Origin of the sequence: Pseudomonas mangrovi, assembly GCF_003052585.1 — a bacterium.
GTDB classification, from domain to species: domain Bacteria; phylum Pseudomonadota; class Gammaproteobacteria; order Pseudomonadales; family Pseudomonadaceae; genus Aquipseudomonas; species Aquipseudomonas mangrovi.
Genome location: NZ_QASN01000020.1, coordinates 15,892 through 40,628, shown reverse-complemented (window position 1 = coordinate 40,628; position 24,737 = coordinate 15,892). Strand labels below are relative to the sequence as shown.

Here is a 24,737-nt window from a genome sequence, read left to right as displayed (position 1 = left end):
ACACCTCGGTGAATAGTTGTTTTTTCTGTGTGCTTTTTGTACTCCCCGGCTCGCCAGCCGAACCATACGACCAAGGTCTTAACGGGCATGGACCTTAGTCGCAGAGAGGCGGATTGGCCGCTGTACGCGCCCTGTTCGGCGCGTTTTAGCGCAGATAGCCCCTCTGAAGGAAGGCGCGCACGCCAGGCAGGAAGAGGTTCGACGCGACTGAAAAACCGGCGCGAAAGGGTCAGATCAGGTTGGGCTCCATCTCCAGCTCGACACCGAAGCGCTCGGCGATGTCGGCCTGGATTCGCCGCGCCAGTGCGAGAATCTCAGCACCACTGGCATTGCCATGGTTGACCAGCACCAGCGCCTGCAGGCGATGGACGCCGGCGTCTCCCAGGCGATAACCCTTCCAGCCGGCCTGCTCGATCAGCCAGCCGGCCGCCAACTTGACCCGACCATCGCCCTGCGGATAGCCGACCAGACCCGGATGCTCGCTCGCAAGCCGCGCCGCGTGCGCGGCATCCACCAGCGGGTTCTTGAAGAAGCTGCCGGCGTTGCCAAGCTGCGCAGGGTCCGGCAGCTTCTCGCTGCGAATGGCGCAGATCACCCGACTGACGTCCATCGGCGATGGCTCGGCAACTCCCTCTTCCGCCAGCCGCTGGCGTACCGGGCCGTATTCCAGATGCACCCGGGCAGCGCGCGACAGGGCGAAACGCACCCGCAGGATCAGCCAGCGCCCGCCACTGTGCTTGAACAGGCTCTCGCGGTAGGCAAACTCGCACTGCTCGCGATCGAACTCGCGCACCTCACCCGTCTGGCGGTCCAGTGCGCTGAGGCTGACAAAACGATCCTTCAGCTCGACCCCGTAGGCGCCGATGTTCTGCACTGGTGCGGCGCCCACGGTGCCGGGAATCAGGCTGAGGTTTTCCAGTCCGCCGAGGCCCTGCTCCAGAGTCCAGAGCACGAACGGGTGCCAGGGCTCGCCGGCTTCGGCCTCGACCACCACCTGCCCAGCAGCGTCATCGGCAATGATGCGGCGACCGCGACTGGCCATGCGCACCACCAGCGCCTCGACATCGCCGCTGAGCAGCAGGTTGCTGCCGCCACCGATCAGCAGCAGTGGCAGTGTCGACGCATCGGCCAGACGTAGCGCTTCGCGCAGCTCGTCGTCACCGCGCACCTCGACGAACTGCCGCGCGCGCGCCTCCACCCCGAGGCTGTTGTAGGGCTTGAGCGATACATCCTGCAGAGGTGAAAGACTCATAGCCGCGCACGCACCTCGGCGAGCAACGCGTCGGCGCCCTGCTCGATCAGATCGAGTACCTGATCGAAACCGTCTGCCCCGCCGTAGTAGGGATCAGGCACCTCGGCGGGCGAAAGGTCGAAGCGACGCAGAAACAGATCCACCTCTGCGCCAGCGGCACCGACATGCATACGCTGCAGATGAGCGAGATTGCTCTCGTCCATCGCCAGGATCAGGTCGAAGCGCTGGAAGTCCTCGGCCGTGACCTGACGCCCGCGCAGCGCCGAGAGATCGAAACCTCGCCGGCGCGCCGCCAGCTGGGTACGCGCATCCGGCCCCTTGCCCACGTGCCAGCCGCCAGTACCGGCAGAATCCACCAGCACCCGCTCGGCCAGGCCGGCATCAAGCAGCCGCTGGCGGAACACGCCCTCGGCGGTCGGCGAACGGCAGATGTTGCCCAGGCAGACAAACAGGATGCGCATCAGGGCGCCAGAATCCTGCGCACGCGCGCCAGGTCTTCCGGGGTATCGACGCCGGTGGGCGGCGACTGCGATGCGTCCTCGACATGGATGCGTACGCCGTGCCAGAGCGCTCGCAACTGCTCCAGGCACTCACTCTGCTCCAGCCAGCAAGGCCCCCAGGCCACGAAATCATGCAGAAAGCCGGCACGGTAGGCGTAGATACCGATGTGCCGGCGATGCGGCACACCTTCCGGCAGGCGCGTGCGGTCCACCGCAAAAGCATCGCGCGCCCAGGGCAGCGGCGCGCGGCTGAAGGTCAGTGCCAGGCCGTTGCAATCGCTGACCACCTTGACCGCATTGGGATTGAAGAAGGTCTCGGCGTCCTGGATCGGCTCCGCCAGGGTGGCGATCGCCGCCTGCGGATTGGCCGAAAGGTTCGCAGCCACCTGATCGATGATGGCCGGCGGAATCAGCGGCTCGTCACCCTGCACGTTGACCACGATGGCGTCGGTCGCAAGGCCCAATTGAGTGGCCACCTCGGCCAGACGGTCGGTGCCGGATTCGTGATCGGCCCGGGTCAGCAGCACCTCGGCCCCAAAGGCCTGGCAGACCTCGACGATGCGTGCATCGTCGGTGGCGATCAGCACCCGCTGCGCTGCACTGCGCCGTGCCTGCTCCCAGACATGCTGGACCATCGGCTTGCCGGCGATGTCCTGCAGCGGCTTGCCGGGCAGCCGACTGGAGGCATAGCGCGCCGGAATCACCACGATGAAGGGTTGCGCCATGCTCATTTGTCCAGGCGTTCGTCGCTGGACAGCGTGCGCGCCTCGCTTTCCAGCATCACCGGGATGCCGTCGCGAATCGGGAAGGCCAGGCCGGCGGCGCGACTGATCAGCTCGCTCTTGTCTTCGCTCAGCTGCAGCGGGCTCTTGGTGATCGGGCAAGCCAGAATATCGAGCAGTTTCGGGTCCATGCAGGAGTCCTCGAAGAAGGGAAAGGGTTTACTCGCCTGAGCTCAGCGCTGAGTCAGGCGGTCCAGACGCTCATCCAGCCAGGTCTGAAAAGCTGCCGAGGGCTGCGCATCGACCGCCAGATACCACCAGTCCTCGCCGGCGAATGCCCGGCATTTGACGGCATCCTTTTCGGTCATCACCAGCGGCAGCTCGGGAGCGAAGTTCAGGGCCTGGGCGCTGTATTCGGCGTGGTCGGCGAAGGCGTGGGAAATCGGGCGCCAGTGTAGCGCTTCGAGGGTAGCGAAGAAACGCTGCGGATTGCCGATGCCGGCCACCGCGTGCAACGCCTGCCCCGCCGGAAAATGCGCAAGCGAGACGCGCCGGCCGCTGCGCAGATGCACCAGCGCGGTAGGCTGCAGCTGCAGGGCAAACCCCTGCTCGCCGTCCGCCTGCGCGCCGTTGCATAGCAGCGCATCCACCGACTGCAGTCGCTCGATGGGCTCACGCAGCGGACCGGCCGGCAGGCAGCGACCGTTGCCCAGACCACGCGCGGCGTCTATCAGCACCAGTTCAAGATCCCGCGCCAGGCGATAGTGCTGCAGACCGTCGTCGGACAGCAGGATATCCAGCGATTCTTCCGCGAGAAGCGCCCTGACCGCCCGACCGCGATCCGGATCGATCATCAGCGCAACGTCGGTGCGCTGCACGATCAACAGCGGCTCGTCACCGGCCTCAGCCGCCTGCTGATCGGCCGCGACCCGCCAGGGAAGATGCGCAGGCTGCGCGCCATAACCGCGACTGACCACGCCGACGCGCAGACCGCGGGCGCGGCAGTGCTCGATCAGCCAGAGAATCATCGGGGTCTTGCCGGTACCGCCGACGGTGACATTGCCGACCACGATCAGCGGAACGGGCGCACGATAGGCCGGGCTCGAGCCATCGAGAAAGCGCTGACGCCGACGCCGCACAACCGCGCGATAGAGGCACTCGAGCGGTCGCAGCAGAACCAGGGCCGGATGACCGGAATACCAGGCTGCGAGCAGCCGCTCGGCCAGCTTCATCAGGGTTGCGCCTGCGCCTCGACAGTGGTGATGCGCAGACGGGAGAAGCCCAGCTTGGCAGCCGCATCCATCGCAATGATCACCGCCTGGTGCGGCGCCTGGCCGTCGGCGCTGATGATCAGCGGAACGCTGGCGTCACCCTGGGATTCCTTCTGCAGAGCGGCCATCAGGCTGTTCAGATCGTTCTTCGCCAACTGACGCCCGTTCAGCGAGAAGCTGCTGTCGGCCGAAACCAGGATTTCCAGCTGTTTGAGCTCGGTCGGCTGCGGCGGGTTGCCGCTGACCGCCTCGGGCAGATCGACCTTGAGCTGGGTTTCGCGGGTGAAGGTAGTGGTCACCACGAAGAACAGCAGCAGGATGAAGACCACATCGATCAGCGGCGCCAGGTTGATGTCTACCGGGTCCCGTGACTTGCGTCGAAATTTCACGCCTTGTCCTCACCCAGATCGACGTTGCGGTCACCCTGGACGACCTCGACCAGCTTGATCGCTTCTTGCTCCATGCCGACCACCAGTTCGTCGACCCGACGCATCAGGTAGCGATGGAAGAACACCGCCGGAATCGCCACGAACAGGCCGGCCGCCGTGGTGATCAGCGCCTTGGCGATACCGCCGGCAAGCTGCGGCGCGTTGGCCATGCCGCTGCCCATGAAGGCGCTGAAGATCTCGATCATGCCCAGCACGGTACCCAGCAGGCCGAGCAGCGGAGCAACCGCAGCGATGGTGCCCAGTACCGTGAGATAGCGCTCCAGCTCGTGGATGACGCGCGCGGCCGCTTCCTCGATGCACTCCTTCATGATCTCGCGACCATGCTTGGAGTTGGCCAGGCCGGCAGCGAGTATCTCGCCCAGCGGCGAATCGCCCCGCAGTTCCTTGAGCTTCTGGTTGTTGAGCTTCTTGTCCTTGATCCAGCGCCACACCTGACCGAGCAGATGCGGCGGGGTGATGCGGCTGGCACGCAGGGTCCAGAGACGTTCAGCGACTATGGCAGCCGCGGCGATGGAACAGAGGACTATCGGCAGCATCATCCAGCCACCCGCTTTGACAAGCTCCCACACGTTGAATGCACTCCCTCGAAAAAGTGGCGCCAACTCTAGCATGGGATCGCAGGTGCGCCGACCGCCGCCGTTCTCATTTTTCTCGCCAGAAGCGCGGCTTTTCACGCAGTCCCTGCGCCGGGGAAAAGTCACCCAGTAGCAGGTTCACCGCGCCTTGCTCGGCGCTGTCGAAGATCTGCAGCGAGCGCTCCCGGTAACGCGCCAGCACCAGTGGATGCGGGTGATTGAAGGCATTGTGGCGACCGCGCGAGATAAGTACCGCGCCAGGCTGCACCGCTTCCAGCAATGCCGAAGACGATGACGTGCGGCTGCCATGGTGAGGCGCGACCAGCCAGTTGGCGCGCAGATCGAGGCCTTGAGCAATCAGCGCCATCTCGGCCCTCGCGTCGATGTCGCCGGTCAACAGCAGCCTCTCGCCGTTGGCCTCGACCATCAATACGCAAGACGCCTGGTTGCTGTCGCGCGCCCCATCCCAACGCCAGACGGTGAAACGCACCTCGTCCCACACCCACTGCTCGCCGTGCCGGCACGGCCGGGCAGCCAGCGCAGCAGGCAGCGCCATGGCCTCCCCGCTGCTGACCGCCGCGACCAGCAGCCCGTTCCGGATCGCCAGCGCGCCGCCGGCATGGTCGTTGTCGGCGTGACTGAGCAGCATCAGATCCAGCCGACCCACGCCCAGGCGACGCAGCGACGGCAGAACGATCCGCTCTCCGCTATCGAACCCGGCCAGACGCGGGCCGGCGTCATAGAGCAGTGCATGCCCGCGGGTACGCAGCAGGAACGCCTGTCCCTGACCGACATCCAGCATCCATACCTCGACCCGCCCCGACGCTGGCAACTCCTGCGGCGCGAAGAACAATGCGAGCAGCAGCACCGCACCAGGCAGACGCAGCGGCACTCCTCCGGGCAACAGCACCAGCACGCAACCTAACGCACCGAGCCACCACCACAACGGCGCGATCCGCGGCGCCAGCCACGCAGGCGCGTGGTCCGCCAGCGCAGCCAGGAGCATGAACAGCAACTCGAGCATGCCGCCGGCGCTCCAGAGCAATGCCTCTCCCAGCCAGGGCACCGGCAGTAACAGTGTGCCGAGCAGCGCCAGAGGCACCACCAGCAGACCAACCCAGGGCACGGCAAGCAGATTGGCCGCAGGACCGCTCGGGCTCAAGGGCAAACCCAACGCCATCAGCATCGGCAGCAAGCCGATGGCCATCGTCCATTGCGCGCGACCCCAACTGCGCAGCCAGGACCAGCTGCCGAGCCGGCCGGAGAATACCCAGACCAGCACCGCCACGGCACCGAAGGACAACCAGAATCCCGCCTGCAGGACCACCAGCGGCTCGGCCAGCAGAACCAGATCGAGCGCCAGCAGGAACGGCAGGCTCACGCCCAGATGACGAAACCGCCAGCGCCAGAGCAGCACCAGCCCGAGCATGATGCAGGCGCGCCTCACCGGCACACCGAAGCCGGCGAGAAATCCGTAGGCCAGGGCTGCAAGGAGCGCCAGGCAACAGGCAGCCGGCAGCCAGGGCAGCTGCCGCGGCCAGCAGCCGAAGCGCGCCAGCCCCGCCACCAGCGCATAGACGAAACCGGCCAACAGCGCGATGTGCTGGCCGGAGATCACCATCAGGTGCACGGTTCCGGTGTCCTGCAGCAGCGTCCAGTCCTGAGCCGACAACCCGGAGCCATCGCCAAGCACCAGCGCGGCCAGCCCACCCTCGCGGCCGTTGGCCGGCACCGCCAGCAGGCGCTGGCGCAAGCGGTCACGCCAACTGCCGGCTCCCGCCGCAGGCGCCAGACGCTCGCCCTGCTTGATAGTGCCGGTCGCGCCGATCCGCTGGGCCAGCAGCCAGGCTTCGTAGTCGAAACTCTGCGGGTTGACCCCGCCATGCGGCCGCTTCAAGCGTACCGCCAACCGCCATTGCTCTCCGGCACGTAGTTCCGGCCCGCCATACCAGGCCAGGCGCAGACGCTCCGGAAGCTGCGCGCGCCGAGAAACGGCGTCCTCGAGCTGAAAGCGCACCACGCCTTCGCCCACCTCGGGCAAGCCGACCACCCTGCCCTCCAGCCACAGCGTCTGCCCATCCAGCTCGGGGCAGAGGCGATCATCCAGCGCCAGCGACGCACTGAAGCTGGCCCAGCTCAAACCGACCAGGAAGAAAGACAAGGGGTAAAGGCGCGTCGGCAACATGGCCAGGGCAAGACAGGCCATCCCCGCCAACACGCCGCCGCCGGGCAACTGGGGCAGGAAACGCAGCAGCAGCAATCCGGCTGCCAGCGCAAGCAGAGCAATGCGCATTAGACTCGGCTCCTTGAGTCTTTTCAGGGTAATTCCGGAGGGGAGTCTAGACCGGAAATACTTGTCACAAGCTGGAGGAGCGGAACCCCCAGCGAATGTGCATAATACCGCCGCAATTGCCTGCGAGAGCCTTCATGCCGCGTCGTTTCATCAAGCGCTACATGCCCCATCCCGATCGAATCAAGGGCAACAAGTCCTTGCGGTTTCTGGGCCAGCTGATCCATGACCCGAACCTGTGGCACCTGAACCGGCACTCAGTGGCACGGGCCATGGCGATAGGGCTGTTCTGGGCGATGATCCCGATGCCGCTGCAGATGCTGGCAGCCGCTGCAACCGCAATCCCGGCTCGAGGCAACTTGCCAATCTCTGTGGGCCTGGTGTGGATTACCAATCCGCTGACGATGCCACCGGTGTTCTACTTCAGCTACATGCTCGGCACCTGGCTGATGGATACACCAGCGGTAGAGATGCCCGAACAGATCACCCTCGCCTGGATCACCAAGATTCTCGCCAGCCACTGGCAACCGCTGTACCTGGGATCGATAGTCGCAGGCATCGCCCTGGCGTTGATCGGCTATCTGCTTACCCGGGTCTACTGGAGCTGGTGGGTCGGCCGCAGCTGGCGCAAACGTCAGGAACGCCGCCGCGCGCGCGACCAGGCCTGATCATTCGTAACGCAGCGCCTCCGCCGGCTGAATGCGCGAGGCGCGCCAGGACGGATAGAGGGTGGCGAGGAAGCTCAGCACCAGTGCTGCCGAGCAGATCAGCAGCACATCCCCACTCTGCAGATCGGACGGCAGGCTGTTGATGTAATAGACATCCGAGCTGAACACCTCGCGACCACTGGAGCGCTCGAGCCAGGCCACCAGATCGCTCACCCCCAGTGCGGCCAGTACGCCGAGCACGGCGCCGATGAGCGTACCGATCACCCCGATCATGCTGCCCTGCACCATGAACACCCGCATGATCTGCCCCGGCGTGGCGCCCAGGGTGCGCAGGATGGCGATATCCCCGCCCTTGTCCGAGACCACCATGATCAGGGTCGCAACGATATTGAAGGCGGCGACCGCCACAATCAGCAGCAGCAGCAGACCGATCATGATCTTCTCCATCTGCATCGCGCCGAACAGACTGCCCTGGGTGTGAGTCCAGTCACTGCTCGAATAGCCCAGTCGTTCGGCAATGCCGGCCGCCAGCTGCGGAGCCCGATAGATGTCGTCCACCGCCAGGCGCAGGCTGGCGACCTGTCCCGGCTGCAGGCGTTGCATGGTCGCCGCGTCGGCGATATGGATCATCGCCAGGGACCCGTCCAGTTCGGCGCCGACCTTGAACACCCCGACCACGGTCAGCCGGTGCATGCGTGGAGTAATGCCGCCGGGAACCGAGCCGACCTCAGGCACGATCAGAGTCAGCTTGTCGCCGGGAACCAGGCCGAAGCGCCGTGCTGTCAGGCTACCCAGTACGACGCCGAAATCGCCCGGGCGCAGATCGGCGAGGCGACCGCGCAGCATGTGTTCGTCGATGATCGAAACCTTGCCTTCGTGCGCAGGATCGATGCCGTTGACCAGTACCGGTTGCATGGCTCCGCGGTAGGACAGCATGCCTTCCATCTCGGCGAAAGGTGCAACGCCGGTCACGCCAGGCTGTCGCGCGACTTCCTCGGCCAGCGCCTGCCAGTCGTCCAGCGGCTCGGCGCCAAACAGGGTCGCGTGCGGCACCATGCCGAGAATCCGCGAGCTCATCTCCTTCTGGAATCCGTTCATCACCGAAAGCACCACGATCATGGCCAGTACGCCCAGCGCCAGGCCGATCATCGAGGTCAGCGAGATGAACGAAATGAAGTGATTGCGGCGCTTGGCGCGCAGATAGCGCAGGCCAATGAACAGCGAAAGCGGTTTGAACATGCGCAACGCTACCGTCTCAGAGCGACCACTTGGGTGATCGCGATTCATGGAAAGGCTCTGTCAGGCGGCGACCAGGCGACCGTCTTCCAGGCGCAGGACTCGATCCATCTGCGCGGCCAGTTGCGGATCGTGGGTGACCACCAGAAATGCGGTACCGGTGACCGACTGACTCAGCTCCAGCATCAGCTCCTGGATGCTTTGCGCCGTATGCTGGTCCAGGTTGCCGGTCGGCTCGTCGAGCAGCACCAGCGCCGGACGGTTGACCAGCGCCCGGGCGATCGCCACGCGCTGACGCTCGCCACCCGAGAGTTCCGCCGGCTTGTGCGCCAGACGATGGCCAAGTCCCACCCGCTCGAGCAGCGCCGAGGACCGCTCCCTCGCTTCGGGAATCGGCGTTCCGCCGATCAGCAGCGGCATGCAGACGTTCTCCAGCGCAGTGAACTCCGGCAACAGATGGTGGAACTGGTAGACGAACCCCAGCGCGCGATTGCGCAGCCAGCCACGCTGGGTCTCGTTGAGTGCCGACAACTGCTGGCCGGCCAGCCAGACGCTGCCCTCGCTGGGGGTATCCAGGCCACCGAGCATGTTCAGCAAGGTGCTCTTGCCCGAACCGGAGCTGCCGACGATGGCAACCCGCTCACCGGCATGCAGCTCAAGCTCCAGCCCTGCCAGGACCACGACCGATTGCGGGCCCTCCTCGTAGCGCTTGCCCAGATTGCGACAGCTCAGAACCGCTTGCTCACTCATAACGCAGGGCCTCCGCGGGCTGGGTGCGTGCCGCACGCCAGGCCGGATACAGGGTGGCGAGGAAACTCAGGATCAATGCGGCCGTGCAGACCAGAAACACGTCGAACCACATCAGTTGCGAAGGCAGATAGTCGATGAAGTAGACCTCGGCGCTGAGGAACTTGATGTCCAGAGCCTTCTCCAGCGCGGCGATCAGACTGCTGATGTTCAGCGCCGCCAGCACACCGAGGACAGCGCCGACCAGGGTACCGATCACACCGATGATGCTGCCCTGCACCATGAAGATCGCCATGATCTCGGAGGGTGTGGCCCCCAGCGTGCGCAGGATGGCGATATCACCTTTCTTGTCGGTGACCACCATCACCAGCGTGGAAATGATGTTGAACGCGGCCACCGCGACGATCAGCAGCAGCAGCAGGCCGATCATGGTCTTTTCCATGCGGATCGCCTGGTACAGGTTGCCGTGGGTGCGGGTCCAGTCACGGGCGATGTAATCGCCCTGCCCCAGGCGCGCAGACAATTCCCAGGCCAGCTGCGGCGCCTGGAACAGATCGGCGAACGCCAACCGTATGCCCTGCACCTGACCCGGCTTGAAGCGCTGCAGCCGCCCCAGATCATCCAGGTGCGCAAGCGCGACGAAACCATCGATCTCGCCAGCACCGACCCTGAAGGTTCCAACCACGGTGAAGCGTTTGAGGCGCGGGAACATGCCGGCCGGCGTGACCGTCACCTCGGGCGCGACGAAGGTGACCTTGTCGCCCACCCCAACGCCCAGTTTGGTCGCGGCGCGCTCGCCAAGCAGGATGCCGAACTCACCCGCCTGCAGCGCCTGAAGGCTGCCATCGTTCAGGATGAACTGCTCGATGATCGACACCTTGCCTTCATGCGCAGGATCGACCGCATTGATCAGGATCTTCTGCACCTTGCCATCGTTGGTCAGCAGCCCCTGCGCCTGATTGAACGGCGCCACGGCCAGTACACGCGGATCCTTCAGCGCCTCATCTGCCAACGACTGCCAGTCATCCAGCAACGCGGGGCTTTCCACGGTGGCGTGCGGCACCAGCCCCAACACCTTGGTGCGCATCTCGTGATCGAAACCATTCATCACCGAGAGCACCAGAATCATCACCAGCACGCCCAGCGCCAGGCCGACCATGGAAGTCAGGGAAATGAAGGAGACGAAGTGATTTCGACGCTTGGCCCGCGTGTAGCGTGCGCCAATGAAAAAAAACAGGGGTCTGTACATGGAGGACCGGATCGCAGAGAAAGAGGACGTCCTTGTGGCGAGGCTCGGCTTGCGCCTTTACACTCACGGCACCACTGCTGCCATGGGTTCACCATGACGATGCGAGAAGATAACGAACGCCGCGAATACTATCGTATCGACGACACGATGGCACTTGAGTTTAGCCGTCTTTCCGGCGCACAGGCGCTTGCCACCGAGGCGCTGCATGACAGCTCGCCGCTGTTCAATCTGCTCAGCGAGCTGCATGTGACGGACTTCGAGTCCCAGCATCTGCTGCGCCATATCAGCGAGCGCGATCGTACCCTGGCGAACTACCTGAAGGTCATGAACAAGCGCATCGACCTGCTCGGCCAGGCGCTGGCACAGACACTCATGCGCGACATCAGCGCACCGCGCAAGGTGTCGCTGTCCGAGGGCGGCGTCAGCTTCGTCAATCCGACCCCCGTAGAGAACGGCAGCCATCTCGCGCTGAAGATGATGCTGATGCCACAGGCCTTGGGTCTGCTGCTCAGAGCCCGGGTGGTGCATTGCACTGCACTGGAGGACGGTCAGTACGACATTGGCACGGAATTCGAGGCACTGACCGATGCCCAGCGGCAGCTGCTCGCACGCCATATCCTGCAACGTCAGGCCCTGGAGCGGCGCCTTTCGCGTGAAACTCCTGCCTCAAGCTGAACAAGGAAGCCCCCATGTCCCGTCTGCTACTGCTCGCAAGCCTCATCTTTCCGCTGTCGCTGCATGCCGATGTGCTGCAAATCCCCATCGGCCAGCAGAGCTCGATCGATGAGCACAGCCTGCCCACCCGCGGCCAGCGTCAGGGGGTGGTTCTGGAGCGCTTCGGACTGCCCGACCAGGAGCACCCTGCGGTTGGCCAGCCGCCCATCACCCGCTGGGACTATCGCGACTTCAGCGTCTACTTCGAGAGCGGCGTGGTGATCAACAGCGTCGTCCACCATCGGCCCCGTGCGGCGGAAACCATCATCGTGGAGGAGCAGGAATGACGCTGCTCTACGGCCATCGCGGGGCGAAGGGAGAGGCACCGGAAAACACCCTCGCCAGCTTCCAGCACTGCCTGGCCCAGGGCGTCAACCGCTGCGAACTGGACCTGCATCTTTCTCGCGACCACGAGCTGATGGTGATCCATGACACCACGCTCAAGCGCACCACCAGCCGCCGTGGCAAGGTTTCCCAGCACGATGCGGCGGAACTCGTGACATTCGACGCCCGCCACGGCGGACCGGGCTGGCCACAGCCCTGCCCTATCCCGCGACTCGAGGAGTTGTTCGAACAGTGCCCCTTCGAGCACTGGCAGCTTGAGGTCAAGAGCGCCTCGAAGGTGCGCGCGGCACGCACCGTACAGGCCATCGAGAAGCTGGTTGCCCGTCACGGCCTGCTCGACAAGGTCATCGTCACCAGCAGCTCCCGCGAAGTCCTGCGCGCACTGGAACGGCACGCCCCGGCACTGTCACGCGGGCTGGTTGCCGAGTACGCCTGGCTCGATCCACTCAAGGTGGCACGCCACTACGGTTGCGAGATGCTGGTGCTGAACTGGACGCTGTGTACGCCGGAGAGGCTGCAGAAGGCACAGAAACAGGGATTGCACGTATCGGTGTGGACGGTCAACGAAGTGGCACTGATGCGCCGCCTGGCCGACTTCGGCGTGGACAGCCTGATTACCGACTTCCCCGGCCTGGCGAAGCGGACACTCTCCAGCTGACCCGTGCCGCCCCGATCAGGCGGCGCTGACGTCGCGCTCGCTCAACTGCAGATGCAGTTGCTTGCGTTCATCATCCAGACGCCGCAGGCGCGCCTCCAGATTCCTAAGTCGCAGCTTGAGTCGCGAGTAGACCAGCAGGCCCAGCAGCAGCCCAAGCAGCCCGCCCGCCACGAAGAACATCACCAGAAACACAGCCACCGGTAGCTCGGCAGACTGAAAGCCGAGAAATGCGAGGGTCGATGGCATCTGGTTTTCCAACACGAAAACCAGGGTTGCCAGGGCCAGAGCGAGCGCCACGGCGAAGCCCAGTACGCGTTTGAACCAGAGCATAGCTACCTCGGAACGATAAAGTAATGAAGAAAGGCACAACCCAGCTTAGTCGTTGACGCGGTCGCGCAGTTCCTTGCCTGGCTTGAAGTGCGGCACAAACTTGCCATCCAGACGGACCGATTGTCCGGTCTTCGGATTGCGCCCTACCCGTGGCGCCCGATAGTGCAGCGAGAAACTGCCGAAACCGCGAATCTCGATGCGCTCCCCCGTCGCCAGAGCCTGCGACATCTGCTCGATCATCGTCTTGATGGCGAGCTCCACATCCTTGGATGAGAGCAGCCCCTGATGCGTGACGATGCGTTCGATCAACTCCGACTTGGTCATGGTTTTCCCTTCTTTTTCAAGCGGCTAGATCAGCTAGAGGGTGGTTTTAGCATGCCCGGCAGCGTTTGAATAGCCCACGCTCTTGACAAACCGAAGAAGAACCAAAGTCAGCTGCGAAGGTCGCGAGCAGGTCTCATCCCATCGCCCGAAAATCCCCTCGCCACGCCAAAAGCACAAACCGCCGATAACCCCCAACGGTCTACCGGAGCGATCAGGGTCAGATGAAAAAAGGGGCAATAAAAAAGGGCGACCGAAGTCGCCCTTTTTCGTGCAGGTGAATCAGGACTTAGCCCTGATTCTCCATCTGCGCGCGGATCAGATCACCAATGGTGGTCGGACCGGCAGACTCGGTTTCCTGCTTGGTACGCAGTTCCTTCATCGCGTCCTTCTCGTCCTCGACGTCTTTCGACTTCACGGACAGGTTGATGACGCGGGACTTGCGGTCGATGCTGATGATCTTGGCTTCGACTTCGTCGCCTTCCTTCAGCACGTTGCGCGCATCTTCAACGCGGTCACGGCTGATTTCGGACGCCTTCAAGGTCGCTTCGATATCGTTGCCCAGATCGATGATGGCGCCCTTGGCGTCAACTTCTTTCACGGTGCCACGAACGATGGTGCCCTTGTCGTTGACCGACACGTAGTTGCTGAACGGATCATCTTCCAGCTGCTTGATGCCCAGGGAGATGCGCTCGCGCTCCGGGTCGACCGACAGGATGACGGTTTCCAGCTCGTCGCCCTTCTTGAAACGGCGCACGGCGTCTTCGCCGGTTTCGTTCCAGGAGATGTCGGACAGGTGAACCAGACCATCGATGCCGCCGTCCAGGCCGATGAAGATACCGAAATCGGTGATCGACTTGATGGTGCCGGAGATCTTGTCACCCTTGTTGAACTGACCGGAGAAGTCTTCCCACGGGTTGGTCTTGCACTGCTTGATACCCAGGGAAATACGACGACGCTCTTCGTCGATGTCCAGAACCATGACTTCCACTTCGTCGCCAACCTGAACGACTTTCGACGGGTGGATGTTCTTGTTGGTCCAGTCCATTTCCGAGACGTGTACCAGGCCTTCCACGCCCTCTTCCAGCTCGGCGAAGCAGCCGTAGTCGGTGAGGTTGGTGACCTTGGCGACAACGCGAGTGTTCTCCGGGTAGCGCGCCTTGATGGCAACCCACGGATCTTCGCCCAGTTGCTTCAGACCCAGGGAAACGCGGTTGCGCTCACGGTCGTACTTGAGGATCTTGACGTCGATCTCGTCACCCACGTTGACGATCTCGGACGGGTGCTTGATGCGCTTCCAGGCCATGTCGGTGATGTGCAGCAGGCCGTCGACGCCACCCAGATCCACGAACGCGCCGTAGTCGGTGAGGTTCTTGACGATACCCTTGACCTGCTGGCCTTCCTGCAGGGATTCCAGCAGAGCTTCGCGCTCGGCGCTGTTCTCGGCTTCCAGCACGCTGCGGCGGGAAACGACAACGTTGTTGCGCTTCTGGTCCAGCTTGATGACCTTGAACTCGAGTTCCTTGCCTTCCAGGTGAGTGGTATCACGCACCGGACGGACATCGACCAGGGAACCAGGCAGGAACGCACGGATGCCGTTAACGTCGACAGTGAAGCCGCCCTTAACCTTACCGTTGATAACGCCCTTGACCACTTCCTCGGCGGCGAAAGCTGCTTCCAGAACAATCCAGCACTCGGCGCGCTTGGCTTTCTCGCGGGACAGCTTGGTTTCACCAAAGCCATCTTCAACCGCGTCCAGCGCGACGTGGACTTCGTCACCGACCTTGATGGTCAGCTCGCCAGCGTCGTTGTAGAACTGCTCGAGCGGGATGACGCCCTCGGACTTCAGGCCGGCATGCACGGTGACCCAGTCACCGTCGATGTCGACCACTACGCCGGTGATGATGGAGCCCGGCTGCATGTCGAGGGTCTTCAGGCTTTCTTCAAAAAGTTCTGCAAAGCTTTCGCTCATGTTGATTCCTGTAGATACGGGCAGGGGATCTGCCCAAACCACACTCCAGACAATGTGGGTACGTTCATATAAAAGAAGGCAGGCAGGACGTGGACTGGTCTCCTGCATGCCTCCTGGCGGGCGTCCGGAACCGGACCATCCCTTTTATCCGGCGAGATCGCGAAGCGCGACTTCACCGAGGATTCGTTCAACCACCTGCTCGATGGAAAGATCCGTGGAATCCAGCTGAATGGCATCGGCTGCCGGCTTCAGCGGTGCGACGCTGCGCTGGGTGTCGCGCTCGTCACGCACACGGATCTCGTCGAGAAGACTCGCAAGACTAACATCGTCACCCTTCGCCTTCAACTGGTTGTAACGCCGGCGCGCACGCTCCTCGGCGCTGGCGGTAAGAAACACCTTCAGCGGCGCATCTGGAAACACCACCGTGCCCATATCCCTGCCATCGGCCACCAGACCGGGCGCCTCCTGAAAGGCGCGCTGACGCTGCAGCAACGACTCGCGCACCGCCGGCAATGACGCCGCCTGCGAAGCACCGGCCCCGATCTGTTCGTTGCGGATGCTGTCGGTGACGTCTTCCCCCTCCAGCACGATGCGCTGGCCCTGACCATCGGGACCTGCGATGAACTGAACGTCCAGGTGAGCCGCCAGCAGCTTCAGACCTTCCTCGTTGGTCAGGTCGACGCCGTGGTTGCGGGCGGAAAAAGCCAGCAGGCGGTAGAGCGCACCGGAGTCCAGCAGCCCCCAGCCCAACTGGCGGGCGACCAGCGCCGCGACAGTACCCTTGCCCGAACCGCTGGGTCCGTCGATGGTGATCACCGGCACCGGCGTCATGCCTGCCCCTCTTCCGCGACACGGATGCCGGCGGTGGCCGCAAGACCAAGGAAATTCGGGAAGGAGGTGGCGACGTTGGCACAGTCGTGGATGCGAATGGCCCCGCTGGCGCGCAGCGAAGCGACGCTGAAACTCATGGCGATGCGGTGGTCGCCATGCGCCCAGACCTCACCGCCAGCGATCGGGCCGCCCTCAATGATGATGCCGTCCGGCGTCGGTTCGGCCTTCACACCCAGCGCCTGCAGACCGTCGGCCATCACCTGGATACGGTCGGATTCCTTGACCCGCAGCTCCTCGGCGCCACGCAGCACGGTACGACCCTCGGCACAGGCCGCGGCAATGAAAAGCACCGGGAACTCGTCGATGGCCAGCGGCACCAGATCCTCGGGAATGTCGATGCCCTTGAGTTTCGCGCTGCGCACGCGCAGATCGGCAACCGGCTCGCCGCCGACCTCGCGCTCGTTCTCCAGGGTGATATCGCCGCCCATCAGCCGAAGGATGTCGATCACGCCGGTGCGAGTCGGGTTGATACCGACGTGCTCGAGCAGCAGTTCAGAGCCCTCGGCAATACTGGCTGCGACCAGGAAGAACGCGGCCGAAGAAATGTCCGCCGGCACCTCGATACGGGTAGCGCCGAGCTTGTGACCGGTCTCGACGCGGGCAGTGTTGCCCTTGACCTCGACCGGATAGCCGAAGCCACGCAGCATGCGCTCGGTATGGTCGCGGGTCGGCGCCGGCTCGCTGACCGAGGTTTCACCTGCGGCATACAGGCCGGCAAGCAGCAGGCAGGATTTGACCTGGGCGCTCGCCATCGGCATTTCGTAATGCATTCCGGTCAGGCGCTGGCCACCCCGAATGGTCAACGGCGGACGGCCTTCGGCGGCAGTCTCGATCACCGCACCCATCTCGCGCAGCGGCTTGGCGACTCGATTCATCGGCCGCTTGGACAGCGACGGGTCACCGGTCAGCACGCTGTCGAACGGCTGCGCGGCAAGCAGACCGGCGAGCAGGCGCATCGACGTACCGGAGTTGCCCAGATAGATCGGCCCCGGCGCCGGTTTCAGCCCCTTCAGCCCGACGCCATGTACGGTGACCCTGCCGTGATGCGGACCCTCGATGACCACGCCCATGTCACGGAATGCCTGGATGGTCGCCAGAGCGTCCTCACCCTCGAGAAAGCCCTCGACCTCGGTGGTGCCTTCGGCCAGTGAGCCGAGCATGATCGAGCGATGCGAGATGGACTTGTCGCCCGGCACGCGCACGCGTCCGGAGAGGCTGCCGCCCGGCTGGGCGAGGAAAATCAGGTCTTTGGAATGCATGGCGTCCACATAGGCCCGACGGGCCAGAATTTTGCTGAAATGTTCCCGGGCAACCCGGGCGCGGGTGAACACGCCCAGCAGGTGATGCCCGTCCCCCGCGTCGATCGCGGCGCGCAGGGCGTCGAGGTCGTCGCGAAATGCATCCAGTGTGCGCAGCACCGACTCGCGGTTGGCGAGAAAGATGTCGTGCCACATCACCGGGTCGCTGCCGGCGATCCGCGTGAAATCGCGAAAGCCGCCGGCGGCATAACGAAAAATTTCCAGGTTCTCGCTGCGCTTGGCCAGCGAGTCGACCAGGCCGAATGCCAGCAGGTGCGGCAGATGGCTGGTGGCAGCCAGCACATCGTCATGGTGCTCGACCTGCATGTGTTCAACATCGGCACCCAGCTCGCGCCAGAGCATGTCGACGCGTGTAAGTGCTGCCTGATCGACCTCCTCCAGCGGCGTGAGGATCACCTTGTGCCGACGGAACAGCGTCGCATTGGCCGCCTCCACCCCGCTCTTCTCGGACCCGGCAATCGGGTGGCCGGGCACGAAGCGCAGCGTCGTGTCGGCGAAGATGCGCCGCGCCGCGCGCACCACGCTGCCCTTGGCGCTCCCCACATCGGTAAGGATCGCATCACCCAGATCGAGGCGACCGAGCTGGCCGAGCAGACGCTCCATGGCCAGGATAGGCACTGCCATCTGGATCACATCGGCGCCCTGACAGGCTGTCGCCAGATCGGTCTCGCAGCGATCGACCACGCCCTTGTCCACCGCGATGCGGCGCGATTCGGCGTCCAGATCGACCCCGACCACCTCGAAGAACAGGCCACGCTCGCGCATCCCCTTGGCGAAGGAGCCGCCAATCAGACCCAGACCGATCACCACCAGGCGCCCGAGAATAGGCGAGCCCGATTGCAGGCTCATGACGTCAGCCACGCAGCACCTGCGCCAGCGCCTCGAGGAAACGTGCATTTTCCGCTTCGGTGCCGATGGAAACCCGCAGGAAATTCGGCATGCCGTAACCTGCGATCGGTCGCACGATCACGCCGCGCTGCAGTAGCCCCTGGTTGACCGGCGCCGCGTCCCGAGCGAAATCCACCGCAAGGAAATTTCCGCGCGAAGGAATCCAGTGCAGATCCAGTGCCGCCAGGCCGGCTTCAAGCTGAGCCATGCCGGCGCGGTTGAGCTGACGGCCCGCCTCCAGATAATCGGTGTCGTCCAGCGCCGCACAGGCGGCCACCAGCGCAAGGCTGTTGACGTTGAATGGCTGGCGCACGCGATTGAGCACATCGGCGATCTGTGGCGAGGACACTGCGTAACCGACCCGCAGACCGGCCAGGCCATAGGCCTTGCACAGCGTGCGCGAGACCAGCAGGTTCGGATAGCGCGCCACATAGTCCAGACCGTTGGGCAGCTCACCCGGCTCGGTGAACTCGATGTAGGCCTCGTCCAGTACCACCAGCACGTCCTGCGGCACGCGATCGAGGAAGGACTCCAGCGCAGCCGGACCGAACCAGGTACCGGTCGGATTGTTCGGATTGGCGATGAATACCACGCGGGTGTTTTCATCAATCGCAGCAAGCATCGCCTCAAGGTCATGCGCGTAGTTCCTGGCCGGCACCACCCGCCCCTCGGCACCCACCGCCTGGGTCGAGATCGGATAGACGGCGAAGGCGTACTGGCTGAACACCGCGTTGCGCCCCGGCGCCAGCCAGGCCCGCGCGACCAGGTCGAGAATGTCGTTGGAGCCGTTACCCAGGGTGATCTGCGTGCTCTGCAGGCCAAAGCGCTCGGCCAGCTTCGCCTTCAGACGAAAGCCGCTGCCATCGGGGTAGCGGGTGATCTCGCCGAGCTCGGCTCGAATGGCGTCAAGGGCTTTTGGCGAAGGCCCCAGCGGATTCTCGTTGCTCGCCAGCTTGACGATGCCTTGCGGGTCGAGCCCCAGCTCGCGGGCCAGCTCGTCTACCGGTTTGCCCGGCACGTAGGGCGACAGCTTCTGTACGCCCGGCACGGCCAGGGCGAGGAAATCACAACTCATGTTCAGCCCCGCTGAAGCTGAAAGCCTGAAGTTTGGCGCTTGAAGCTCTCGGCAGTCCGCACTGCCCCGCTTCCAGCTTCCAGCCTCCCACTTCCAGCTGCTTCTTAGAGTACGGCCTTCGGATAAGAGCCCAGCACCTTCAGCGCCACGGCCTCGTTGTTGATCTTCTCGAGCACGTCCTTGATCAGCGGATCCTTGTGGTGGCCGACGAAGTCGATGAAGAAGACGTAGGTCCACTTGCCGCTGCGCGAGGGTCGGGTCTCGATGCGTGTCAGGTCGATGCCGTTGGCATGGAAGGGCATCAGCAGCTCGTGCAGGGCACCGGGCTTGTTGCGCATGGAGACGATCACGGAAGTCTTGTCGTCGCCGGTCGGTGGCACTTCCTGGCTGCCGATGATGAGAAAGCGCGTGGAGTTGTCCGGGCGATCCTCGATCTTCTCGGCAATCCTGGTCAGGCCGTAGAGCTGGGCCGCCATGTCGCCGGCAATCGCCGCGCTGTTCCACTCGCTCTTGACCCGCCTGGCCGCATCGGCGTTGCTGGAGACCGCCACGCGCTCGACGTTGGGGAAGTTCGCATCCAGCCACTTGCGGCACTGCGCCAGCGACTGGGCATGGGAATAGATGCGGGTGATGCGATCGGTCTTGGTGGTCTCGCCTACCAGCAGGTGGTGATGGATGCGCAGCTCGACCTCGCCACAAATCACGATGTCGTGCTCGAGGAAGCTGTCCAGGGTGTGATTGACCGCGCCCTCGGTAGAATTCTCCACCGGCACCACGCCGAAGTTCACCGCGCCAGCCACCACCTCGCGAAATACCTCGTCGATTGCCGCCATCGGCTGGCTGATCACCGCATGACCGAAGTGCTTGAGCGCCGCGGCCTGACTGAAGGTGCCTTCCGGCCCCAGATAGGCAACCCGCAGCGGCTGCTCCAGTGCCAGGCACGAGGACATGATCTCGCGGAACAGTCGCGCGACTTCCTCGTTGTCCAGCGGCCCCTTGTTCAGCTCCATGATGTGCTTGAGCACCCAGGCTTCACGTTCCGGTCGATAGAAAACCGGCTTCTCGCCCTCAGCCAGCGAGGCCATCTTGACCCTGGCAACCTCCTGGGCACAGCGCGCACGATCACTGATCAGCTCGAGGATCTTCTCGTCGAGGCTGTCGATGCGAACGCGCAGCGCCTTGAGCTGATCGGCGTCGGTCATCAACCGTGCTCCTTCTCGAATTCGGCCATGTAGGCGACCAGCGCCTCGACCGCATCCAGGCCGGTGGCGTTGTAGATCGAGGCGCGCATGCCGCCGACCGAACGATGGCCCTTGAGATTGAGCAGGCCGCGCGCATCGGCGCCGGCGAGGAAGGCCTTGTCGAGCTTTTCGTCGGCCAGGCGGAAGGGCACGTTCATCCACGAGCGCGCATTGCTGGCGATCGGATTGCTGTAGAAATCGCTGCCGTCGATGGCGGCGTAAAGCAGGTCCTTCTTGGCCTTGTTGCGCTGCTCCATCGCCTCGACGCCGCCCTGCTCCTTGAGCCACTCGAAGACCAGGCCGGACAGGTACCAGGAATAGGTCGCGGGAGTGTTGTACATCGAGCCGTTGTCGGCGGCGATCTGGTAGTTGAGCATCGTCGGGCAGCTGGAGCGGGCACGCCCAAGCAGGTCTTCGCGAACGATCACCACGACCAGGCCGCTGGGGCCGATATTCTTCTGCGCGCCAGCGTAGATCAGGCCATAGCGGGAGACATCGAGACTGCGCGAGAGGATGTCCGAGGACATGTCGGCCACCAGGGGCACGTCACCCAGCTCCGGGATCCAGTCGAACTGCAGGCCACCGATGGTCTCGTTACTGGCGTAGTGCAGATAGGCTGCGTCTTTCGACAGCTGCCACTCGTTCTGCCCGGGGATCGCAAAGTAGTCGTAAGCCTTGGCGCTGGCAGCGACATTGATGTTGCCGTAGCGGCTCGCCTCCTCGATCGCCTTCTTCGACCAGATGCCGGTATCGACATAGTCGGCCACGCCACCCTCGGGCAGCAGGTTCAGCGGAATCTCGGCGAACTGCTGGCTGGCACCGCCCTGCAGGAACAGCACCTTGTAGTCCGACGGCACCAGCAGCAGATCACGCAGATCCTGCTCGGCCTTCTCGGCGATCGCCACGTAGTCGTCGCTGCGATGGCTCATCTCCATCACCGACAGACCCCGACCCTGCCAGTCGAGCATTTCCGCCTGGGCGCGCTGCAGAACCGCGGTGGGAAGCGCGGCCGGGCCGGCGCAGAAGTTATGGGCTCGTTTGCTCACGTCTGAACTCTCTCGTATCACTGAGCGCCCTCGCCCCCTGGCGATGGCGTGCTTGCACTGTGCGGATCGGCGAAACCGCACGGACGCATCGAGGATGCGCCCGTGCCTCCGGTTACTCCTCGCTGCCTTCCACGGCGTCGGTATCCTCGGCGCCCGGTTCGGTATCCGCCTCGGCGGCTACCGGATCAACGCCTTCTTCGACTACCAGCGACTCGTCGTCATCCTCGACCGAAGGCTCCTGCACCCGCTCCAGCCCCACCAGTGTCTCGTCACTGGCCAGCTTGATCAGGGTCACGCCCTGGGTGTTGCGGCTCAGGCTGGACACTTCGTCGACACGGGTGCGGACCAGGGTGCCCTGATCGGAGATCAGCATGATCTCTTCGCCTTCCTGGACCTGGATGGCACCGACCAGTGCGCCGTTGCGCTCGTTGGTGACCATGGCAATCACGCCCTGGCCGCCACGACCGCGCCGCGGGAACTCGGGCAGTGCGGTGCGCTTGCCGTAACCCCGAGCAGAGGCGGTGAGGATCTGCGCACCGGCCTCGGGGATCAGCATGGAGATGATCCGCTGACTTTCGGCCAGGCGCATGCCACGCACGCCGCGGGCGGTCCGGCCCATGGTGCGAACGTGTTTTTCCTTGAAGCGGATGACCTTGCCGGCGTCGGAGAACAGCATCACTTCCTTGGCCCCGTCGGTAATGGCGGCGGCGATCAGGGTGTCGCCCTCATCCAGACGCAAGGCGATCAGACCGGTGCTACGCGGCTTGCTGAACTGCACCAGCGGGGTCTTCTTGACGGTACCGAAGGCGGTAGCCATGAAGATGTAGGCGCCGGTCGGCTCGTCGGCGGCCAGCTCGGTGCTGCCGTCCTCGGCAGACTCCGCGACGACGTCTGTCTCGACCACTTCACCCTCGATGATGCTGCCTTCGCTCTCCTCCAGCTCGTCATCGGCACCGCCGCTCTGCTGCAGCGCCTCGAGGTCGATCTGCAGCATCGCAGTGATCCGCTCGCCCTCGTCCAGCGGTAGCAGGTTCACCAGCGGACGACCGCGAGCAGTGCGCGATGCTTCCGGAATCTCGAAGGTGCGCAGCCAGTAGACCTTGCCCTTGCTGGAGAACAGCAGCAGGGTCGCGTGGCTGTTGGCAACCAGCAGATGCTCGATGTAGTCCTCGTCCTTGACGCCGGTAGCCGACTTGCCGCGACCACCACGGCGCTGTGCCTGATAGGCCGCCAGTGGCTGACTCTTGGCGTAGCCGCCATGGGAGATGGTGACGACGCGTTCTTCTTCGGTGATCAGATCGGCGATGGTCAGATCGACCTGGGAGGCGACGATCTCGGTGCGACGCTTGTCGCCGAACTCGGCCTTGACCGCCTCCAGCTCCTCGCAGATGACTTCCATCAAGCGCGTGGCGCTGGTCAGGATGCGGATCAGCTCGCCGATCTGCAGCAGAATTTCCTGGTACTCGGCCAGCAGCTTCTCGTGCTCCAGGCCGGTCAGGCGGTGCAGACGCAGCTCGAGGATCGCCTGCGCCTGTTCGGGCGAAAGGTAGTACTTGCCATCGCGCAGGCCGTATTGCGGATCGAGATCCTCCGGGCGGCAGACGTCGGCACCGGCGCGCTCGACCATGGCCTCCACTGCGCTGGATTCCCAGGCGGTGGCAATCAGCGCTTCGCGCGCCTCGGCCGGGCTCGGCGAGGCCTTGATCAGCGCAATCACCGGATCGATGTTGGACAGCGCAACAGCCTGACCTTCGAGAATATGGCCGCGCTCGCGCGCCTTGCGCAGCTCGAACACCGTCCTGCGGGTAACCACCTCGCGGCGGTGCAGGATGAAGGCCTCGAGCATGTCCTTGAGGTTGAGCACCTTGGGCTGGCCGTCGATCAGGGCCACCACGTTGATGCCGAACACGCTCTGCATCTGGGTCTGCGCGTAAAGGTTGTTGAGGATCACCTCCGGCACTTCGCCGCGACGCAGCTCGATGACCACGCGCATGCCGTCCTTGTCTGACTCGTCGCGCAGCTCGGTGATGCCTTCGAGCTTCTTCTCCTTGACCAGCTCGGCGATCTTCTCAATCAACCGCGCCTTGTTCAGCTGGTAGGGCAGCTCGGTGATGACGATCTGCTGGCGACCGCCGACCTTGTCGATGTCCTCGACCTCGGCGCGGGCACGGATATAGATGCGCCCACGACCGGTACGGTAGGCCTCGATGATGCCGGCACGGCCGTTGATGATGCCCGCGGTCGGGAAGTCCGGGCCGGGGATGTACTGCATCAGCTCATCGACGGTCAGCTCGGGGTTCTCGATCAGCGCCAGGCAGCCGTTGATCACCTCGGTGAGGTTGTGCGGCGGGATGTTGGTCGCCATGCCCACGGCGATGCCGCTGGAACCGTTGACCAGCAGGTTCGGAACACGGGTCGGCATGACCGCCGGGATCTGCTCGGTGCCGTCGTAGTTGGGCACCCAGTCGACGGTTTCCTTGTGCAGGTCGGCCAGCAGCTCGTGGGCCAGCTTGGTCATGCGCACTTCGGTGTATCGCATGGCCGCGGCGTTGTCGCCGTCGACCGAGCCGAAGTTGCCCTGGCCGTCCACCAGCAGGTAGCGCAGCGAGAACGGCTGTGCCATGCGCACGATGGTGTCGTACACCGCGGTATCGCCGTGCGGGTGGTATTTACCGATGACGTCACCGACCACACGGGCGGATTTCTTGTAGGGCTTGTTCCAGTCGTTGCCCAGCTCGCTCATGGCGAACAGCACGCGCCGGTGTACAGGCTTCAGGCCATCACGCGCGTCCGGCAGGGCTCGTCCGACGATCACGCTCATGGCGTAGTCGAGATAGGACTGCTTCAGCTCGTCTTCGATGTTGACTGGGAGGATTTCTTTGGCCAGTTCGCCCATGGAAGCCAGGTTCCTTATTGTCCGTGGTCCAGCAATTAAGCGCGGGATGGTATCACAAGGCGCACGCGCAAGCCTCTAGCGG

24 protein-coding genes are annotated in these 24,737 nt (G+C 64.1%); 4 read left to right on the top strand and 20 right to left on the bottom strand.

Annotated elements, in window-relative coordinates; genetic code table 11:
* Positions 1–229: 229 nt before the first annotated feature.
* The 8 genes from murB to DBO85_RS12770 form a co-directional block, all read right to left on the bottom strand.
* Positions 230–1,252, bottom strand: coding sequence for a UDP-N-acetylmuramate dehydrogenase (gene murB, locus DBO85_RS12805; RefSeq protein ID WP_108107675.1), 1,023 nt, complete (start codon positions 1,250–1,252; stop codon positions 230–232).
* Positions 1,249–1,713, bottom strand: a complete 465-nt coding sequence (locus DBO85_RS12800; RefSeq protein ID WP_108107674.1) for a low molecular weight protein-tyrosine-phosphatase — start codon at positions 1,711–1,713, stop codon at positions 1,249–1,251. Before DBO85_RS12800 ends, murB begins: the two co-directional genes overlap by 4 nt.
* Positions 1,713–2,477 (bottom strand): 3-deoxy-manno-octulosonate cytidylyltransferase, encoded by a 765-nt coding sequence (gene kdsB, locus DBO85_RS12795; protein WP_108107673.1) that lies wholly within the window; start codon positions 2,475–2,477, stop codon positions 1,713–1,715. The genes DBO85_RS12800 and kdsB overlap by 1 nt, the downstream gene beginning before the upstream one ends.
* Positions 2,478–2,479: 2 nt before the next feature.
* The gene (locus tag DBO85_RS12790; RefSeq protein WP_108107672.1) at positions 2,480–2,665 is read right to left on the bottom strand and encodes a Trm112 family protein; all 186 of its coding nucleotides are present in this window, start codon (positions 2,663–2,665) and stop codon (positions 2,480–2,482) included.
* A gap of 42 nt (positions 2,666–2,707) precedes the next feature.
* Positions 2,708–3,706, bottom strand: a complete 999-nt coding sequence (gene lpxK, locus DBO85_RS12785) for a tetraacyldisaccharide 4'-kinase (RefSeq protein WP_108107671.1) — start codon at positions 3,704–3,706, stop codon at positions 2,708–2,710.
* Positions 3,706–4,134: an ExbD/TolR family protein gene (locus DBO85_RS12780; protein ID WP_108107670.1), complete on the bottom strand. Its 429-nt coding sequence runs from the start codon at positions 4,132–4,134 to the stop codon at positions 3,706–3,708. Before DBO85_RS12780 ends, lpxK begins: the two co-directional genes overlap by 1 nt.
* Positions 4,131–4,763 carry a MotA/TolQ/ExbB proton channel family protein gene (locus tag DBO85_RS12775; protein WP_108107669.1) on the bottom strand — a complete coding sequence of 211 codons (633 nt, stop codon included), beginning with the start codon at positions 4,761–4,763 and terminating at the stop codon, positions 4,131–4,133. Before DBO85_RS12775 ends, DBO85_RS12780 begins: the two co-directional genes overlap by 4 nt.
* Before the next feature lie 73 nt (positions 4,764–4,836).
* Positions 4,837–7,062 (bottom strand): DNA internalization-related competence protein ComEC/Rec2, encoded by a 2,226-nt coding sequence (locus DBO85_RS12770; RefSeq protein ID WP_108107668.1) that lies wholly within the window; start codon positions 7,060–7,062, stop codon positions 4,837–4,839.
* Positions 7,063–7,196: 134 nt separating this feature from the next.
* Between DBO85_RS12770 and DBO85_RS12765 the strand changes: the two genes are divergently transcribed.
* Positions 7,197–7,727 carry a DUF2062 domain-containing protein gene (locus tag DBO85_RS12765; RefSeq protein WP_108107667.1) on the top strand — a complete coding sequence of 177 codons (531 nt, stop codon included), beginning with the start codon at positions 7,197–7,199 and terminating at the stop codon, positions 7,725–7,727.
* On the opposite strand, the gene DBO85_RS12760 is transcribed toward DBO85_RS12765, so the two are convergent.
* Genes DBO85_RS12760 through DBO85_RS12750 form a run of 3 tightly spaced genes read right to left on the bottom strand, consistent with a single transcriptional unit; the run spans position 7,728 to position 10,959 of the window.
* On the bottom strand, positions 7,728–8,966 hold the full coding sequence (locus DBO85_RS12760; protein WP_108107666.1) for a lipoprotein-releasing ABC transporter permease subunit: 1,239 nt from the start codon (positions 8,964–8,966) through the stop codon (positions 7,728–7,730).
* A gap of 60 nt (positions 8,967–9,026) precedes the next feature.
* Positions 9,027–9,713, bottom strand: coding sequence for a lipoprotein-releasing ABC transporter ATP-binding protein LolD (lolD, locus tag DBO85_RS12755; RefSeq protein WP_108107665.1), 687 nt, complete (start codon positions 9,711–9,713; stop codon positions 9,027–9,029).
* Positions 9,706–10,959: a lipoprotein-releasing ABC transporter permease subunit gene (locus DBO85_RS12750; RefSeq protein ID WP_108107664.1), complete on the bottom strand. Its 1,254-nt coding sequence runs from the start codon at positions 10,957–10,959 to the stop codon at positions 9,706–9,708. The genes lolD and DBO85_RS12750 overlap by 8 nt, the downstream gene beginning before the upstream one ends.
* 93 nt (positions 10,960–11,052) lie before the next feature.
* On the opposite strand from DBO85_RS12750, the gene DBO85_RS12745 reads away from it, so the two are divergent.
* From DBO85_RS12745 to DBO85_RS12735, 3 genes are read left to right on the top strand one after another with little or no spacing between them, the layout of a single operon-like run.
* Positions 11,053–11,634, top strand: a complete 582-nt coding sequence (locus DBO85_RS12745) for a PilZ domain-containing protein (protein WP_108107663.1) — start codon at positions 11,053–11,055, stop codon at positions 11,632–11,634.
* A 14-nt stretch (positions 11,635–11,648) separates the two neighbouring features.
* Positions 11,649–11,960, top strand: a complete 312-nt coding sequence (locus tag DBO85_RS12740) for a phosphodiesterase (protein WP_108107662.1) — start codon at positions 11,649–11,651, stop codon at positions 11,958–11,960.
* Entirely contained in the window at positions 11,957–12,676 is a 720-nt protein-coding gene (locus DBO85_RS12735; protein WP_108107661.1) for a glycerophosphodiester phosphodiesterase, read from the top strand. The genes DBO85_RS12740 and DBO85_RS12735 overlap by 4 nt, the downstream gene beginning before the upstream one ends.
* A gap of 15 nt (positions 12,677–12,691) precedes the next feature.
* Here DBO85_RS12735 and DBO85_RS12730 read toward each other — a convergent pair whose 3' ends face one another.
* From DBO85_RS12730 to gyrA, 9 genes are all read right to left on the bottom strand, one after another.
* The gene (locus DBO85_RS12730) at positions 12,692–13,006 is read right to left on the bottom strand and encodes a lipopolysaccharide assembly protein LapA domain-containing protein (RefSeq protein WP_108107660.1); all 315 of its coding nucleotides are present in this window, start codon (positions 13,004–13,006) and stop codon (positions 12,692–12,694) included.
* 45 nt (positions 13,007–13,051) lie between these two features.
* Complete coding sequence (gene ihfB / locus DBO85_RS12725; protein ID WP_108107659.1) at positions 13,052–13,330, bottom strand: integration host factor subunit beta; 279 nt, start codon at positions 13,328–13,330, stop codon at positions 13,052–13,054.
* Positions 13,331–13,616: 286 nt separating this feature from the next.
* On the bottom strand, positions 13,617–15,299 hold the full coding sequence (rpsA, locus tag DBO85_RS12720) for a 30S ribosomal protein S1 (RefSeq protein WP_108107658.1): 1,683 nt from the start codon (positions 15,297–15,299) through the stop codon (positions 13,617–13,619).
* Positions 15,300–15,443: 144 nt separating this feature from the next.
* Positions 15,444–16,130, bottom strand: a complete 687-nt coding sequence (gene cmk / locus DBO85_RS12715) for a (d)CMP kinase (RefSeq protein ID WP_108107657.1) — start codon at positions 16,128–16,130, stop codon at positions 15,444–15,446.
* Positions 16,127–18,358, bottom strand: a complete 2,232-nt coding sequence (locus DBO85_RS12710) for a bifunctional prephenate dehydrogenase/3-phosphoshikimate 1-carboxyvinyltransferase (protein ID WP_108107656.1) — start codon at positions 18,356–18,358, stop codon at positions 16,127–16,129. The genes cmk and DBO85_RS12710 overlap by 4 nt, the downstream gene beginning before the upstream one ends.
* Before the next feature lie 4 nt (positions 18,359–18,362).
* Positions 18,363–19,472 carry a histidinol-phosphate transaminase gene (gene hisC, locus DBO85_RS12705; protein WP_108107655.1) on the bottom strand — a complete coding sequence of 370 codons (1,110 nt, stop codon included), beginning with the start codon at positions 19,470–19,472 and terminating at the stop codon, positions 18,363–18,365.
* A 104-nt stretch (positions 19,473–19,576) separates the two neighbouring features.
* Complete coding sequence (gene pheA, locus DBO85_RS12700; protein ID WP_108107654.1) at positions 19,577–20,674, bottom strand: prephenate dehydratase; 1,098 nt, start codon at positions 20,672–20,674, stop codon at positions 19,577–19,579.
* Positions 20,674–21,759 carry a 3-phosphoserine/phosphohydroxythreonine transaminase gene (serC, locus tag DBO85_RS12695; RefSeq protein ID WP_108107653.1) on the bottom strand — a complete coding sequence of 362 codons (1,086 nt, stop codon included), beginning with the start codon at positions 21,757–21,759 and terminating at the stop codon, positions 20,674–20,676. Before serC ends, pheA begins: the two co-directional genes overlap by 1 nt.
* A gap of 112 nt (positions 21,760–21,871) precedes the next feature.
* On the bottom strand, positions 21,872–24,655 hold the full coding sequence (gene gyrA / locus DBO85_RS12690; RefSeq protein WP_108107652.1) for a DNA gyrase subunit A: 2,784 nt from the start codon (positions 24,653–24,655) through the stop codon (positions 21,872–21,874).
* Positions 24,656–24,737: the final 82 nt, after the last annotated feature.

Coding starts and splice junctions, on each gene's coding strand:
- murB (WP_108107675.1), bottom strand. CDS start 1,252: ATGAGTCTTTCACCTCTGCAGGATGTATCGCTCAAGCCCTACAACAGC.
- DBO85_RS12800 (WP_108107674.1), bottom strand. CDS start 1,713: ATGCGCATCCTGTTTGTCTGCCTGGGCAACATCTGCCGTTCGCCGACC.
- kdsB (WP_108107673.1), bottom strand. CDS start 2,477: ATGGCGCAACCCTTCATCGTGGTGATTCCGGCGCGCTATGCCTCCAGT.
- DBO85_RS12790 (WP_108107672.1), bottom strand. CDS start 2,665: ATGGACCCGAAACTGCTCGATATTCTGGCTTGCCCGATCACCAAGAGC.
- lpxK (WP_108107671.1), bottom strand. CDS start 3,706: ATGAAGCTGGCCGAGCGGCTGCTCGCAGCCTGGTATTCCGGTCATCCG.
- DBO85_RS12770 (WP_108107668.1), bottom strand. CDS start 7,062: ATGCGCATTGCTCTGCTTGCGCTGGCAGCCGGATTGCTGCTGCTGCGT.
- DBO85_RS12765 (WP_108107667.1), top strand. CDS start 7,197: ATGCCGCGTCGTTTCATCAAGCGCTACATGCCCCATCCCGATCGAATC.
- DBO85_RS12760 (WP_108107666.1), bottom strand. CDS start 8,966: ATGTTCAAACCGCTTTCGCTGTTCATTGGCCTGCGCTATCTGCGCGCC.
- lolD (WP_108107665.1), bottom strand. CDS start 9,713: ATGAGTGAGCAAGCGGTTCTGAGCTGTCGCAATCTGGGCAAGCGCTAC.
- DBO85_RS12750 (WP_108107664.1), bottom strand. CDS start 10,959: ATGTACAGACCCCTGTTTTTTTTCATTGGCGCACGCTACACGCGGGCC.
- DBO85_RS12745 (WP_108107663.1), top strand. CDS start 11,053: ATGACGATGCGAGAAGATAACGAACGCCGCGAATACTATCGTATCGAC.
- DBO85_RS12740 (WP_108107662.1), top strand. CDS start 11,649: ATGTCCCGTCTGCTACTGCTCGCAAGCCTCATCTTTCCGCTGTCGCTG.
- DBO85_RS12735 (WP_108107661.1), top strand. CDS start 11,957: ATGACGCTGCTCTACGGCCATCGCGGGGCGAAGGGAGAGGCACCGGAA.
- DBO85_RS12730 (WP_108107660.1), bottom strand. CDS start 13,006: ATGCTCTGGTTCAAACGCGTACTGGGCTTCGCCGTGGCGCTCGCTCTG.
- ihfB (WP_108107659.1), bottom strand. CDS start 13,330: ATGACCAAGTCGGAGTTGATCGAACGCATCGTCACGCATCAGGGGCTG.
- rpsA (WP_108107658.1), bottom strand. CDS start 15,299: ATGAGCGAAAGCTTTGCAGAACTTTTTGAAGAAAGCCTGAAGACCCTC.
- cmk (WP_108107657.1), bottom strand. CDS start 16,130: ATGACGCCGGTGCCGGTGATCACCATCGACGGACCCAGCGGTTCGGGC.
- DBO85_RS12710 (WP_108107656.1), bottom strand. CDS start 18,358: ATGAGCCTGCAATCGGGCTCGCCTATTCTCGGGCGCCTGGTGGTGATC.
- hisC (WP_108107655.1), bottom strand. CDS start 19,472: ATGAGTTGTGATTTCCTCGCCCTGGCCGTGCCGGGCGTACAGAAGCTG.
- pheA (WP_108107654.1), bottom strand. CDS start 20,674: ATGACCGACGCCGATCAGCTCAAGGCGCTGCGCGTTCGCATCGACAGC.
- gyrA (WP_108107652.1), bottom strand. CDS start 24,655: ATGGGCGAACTGGCCAAAGAAATCCTCCCAGTCAACATCGAAGACGAG.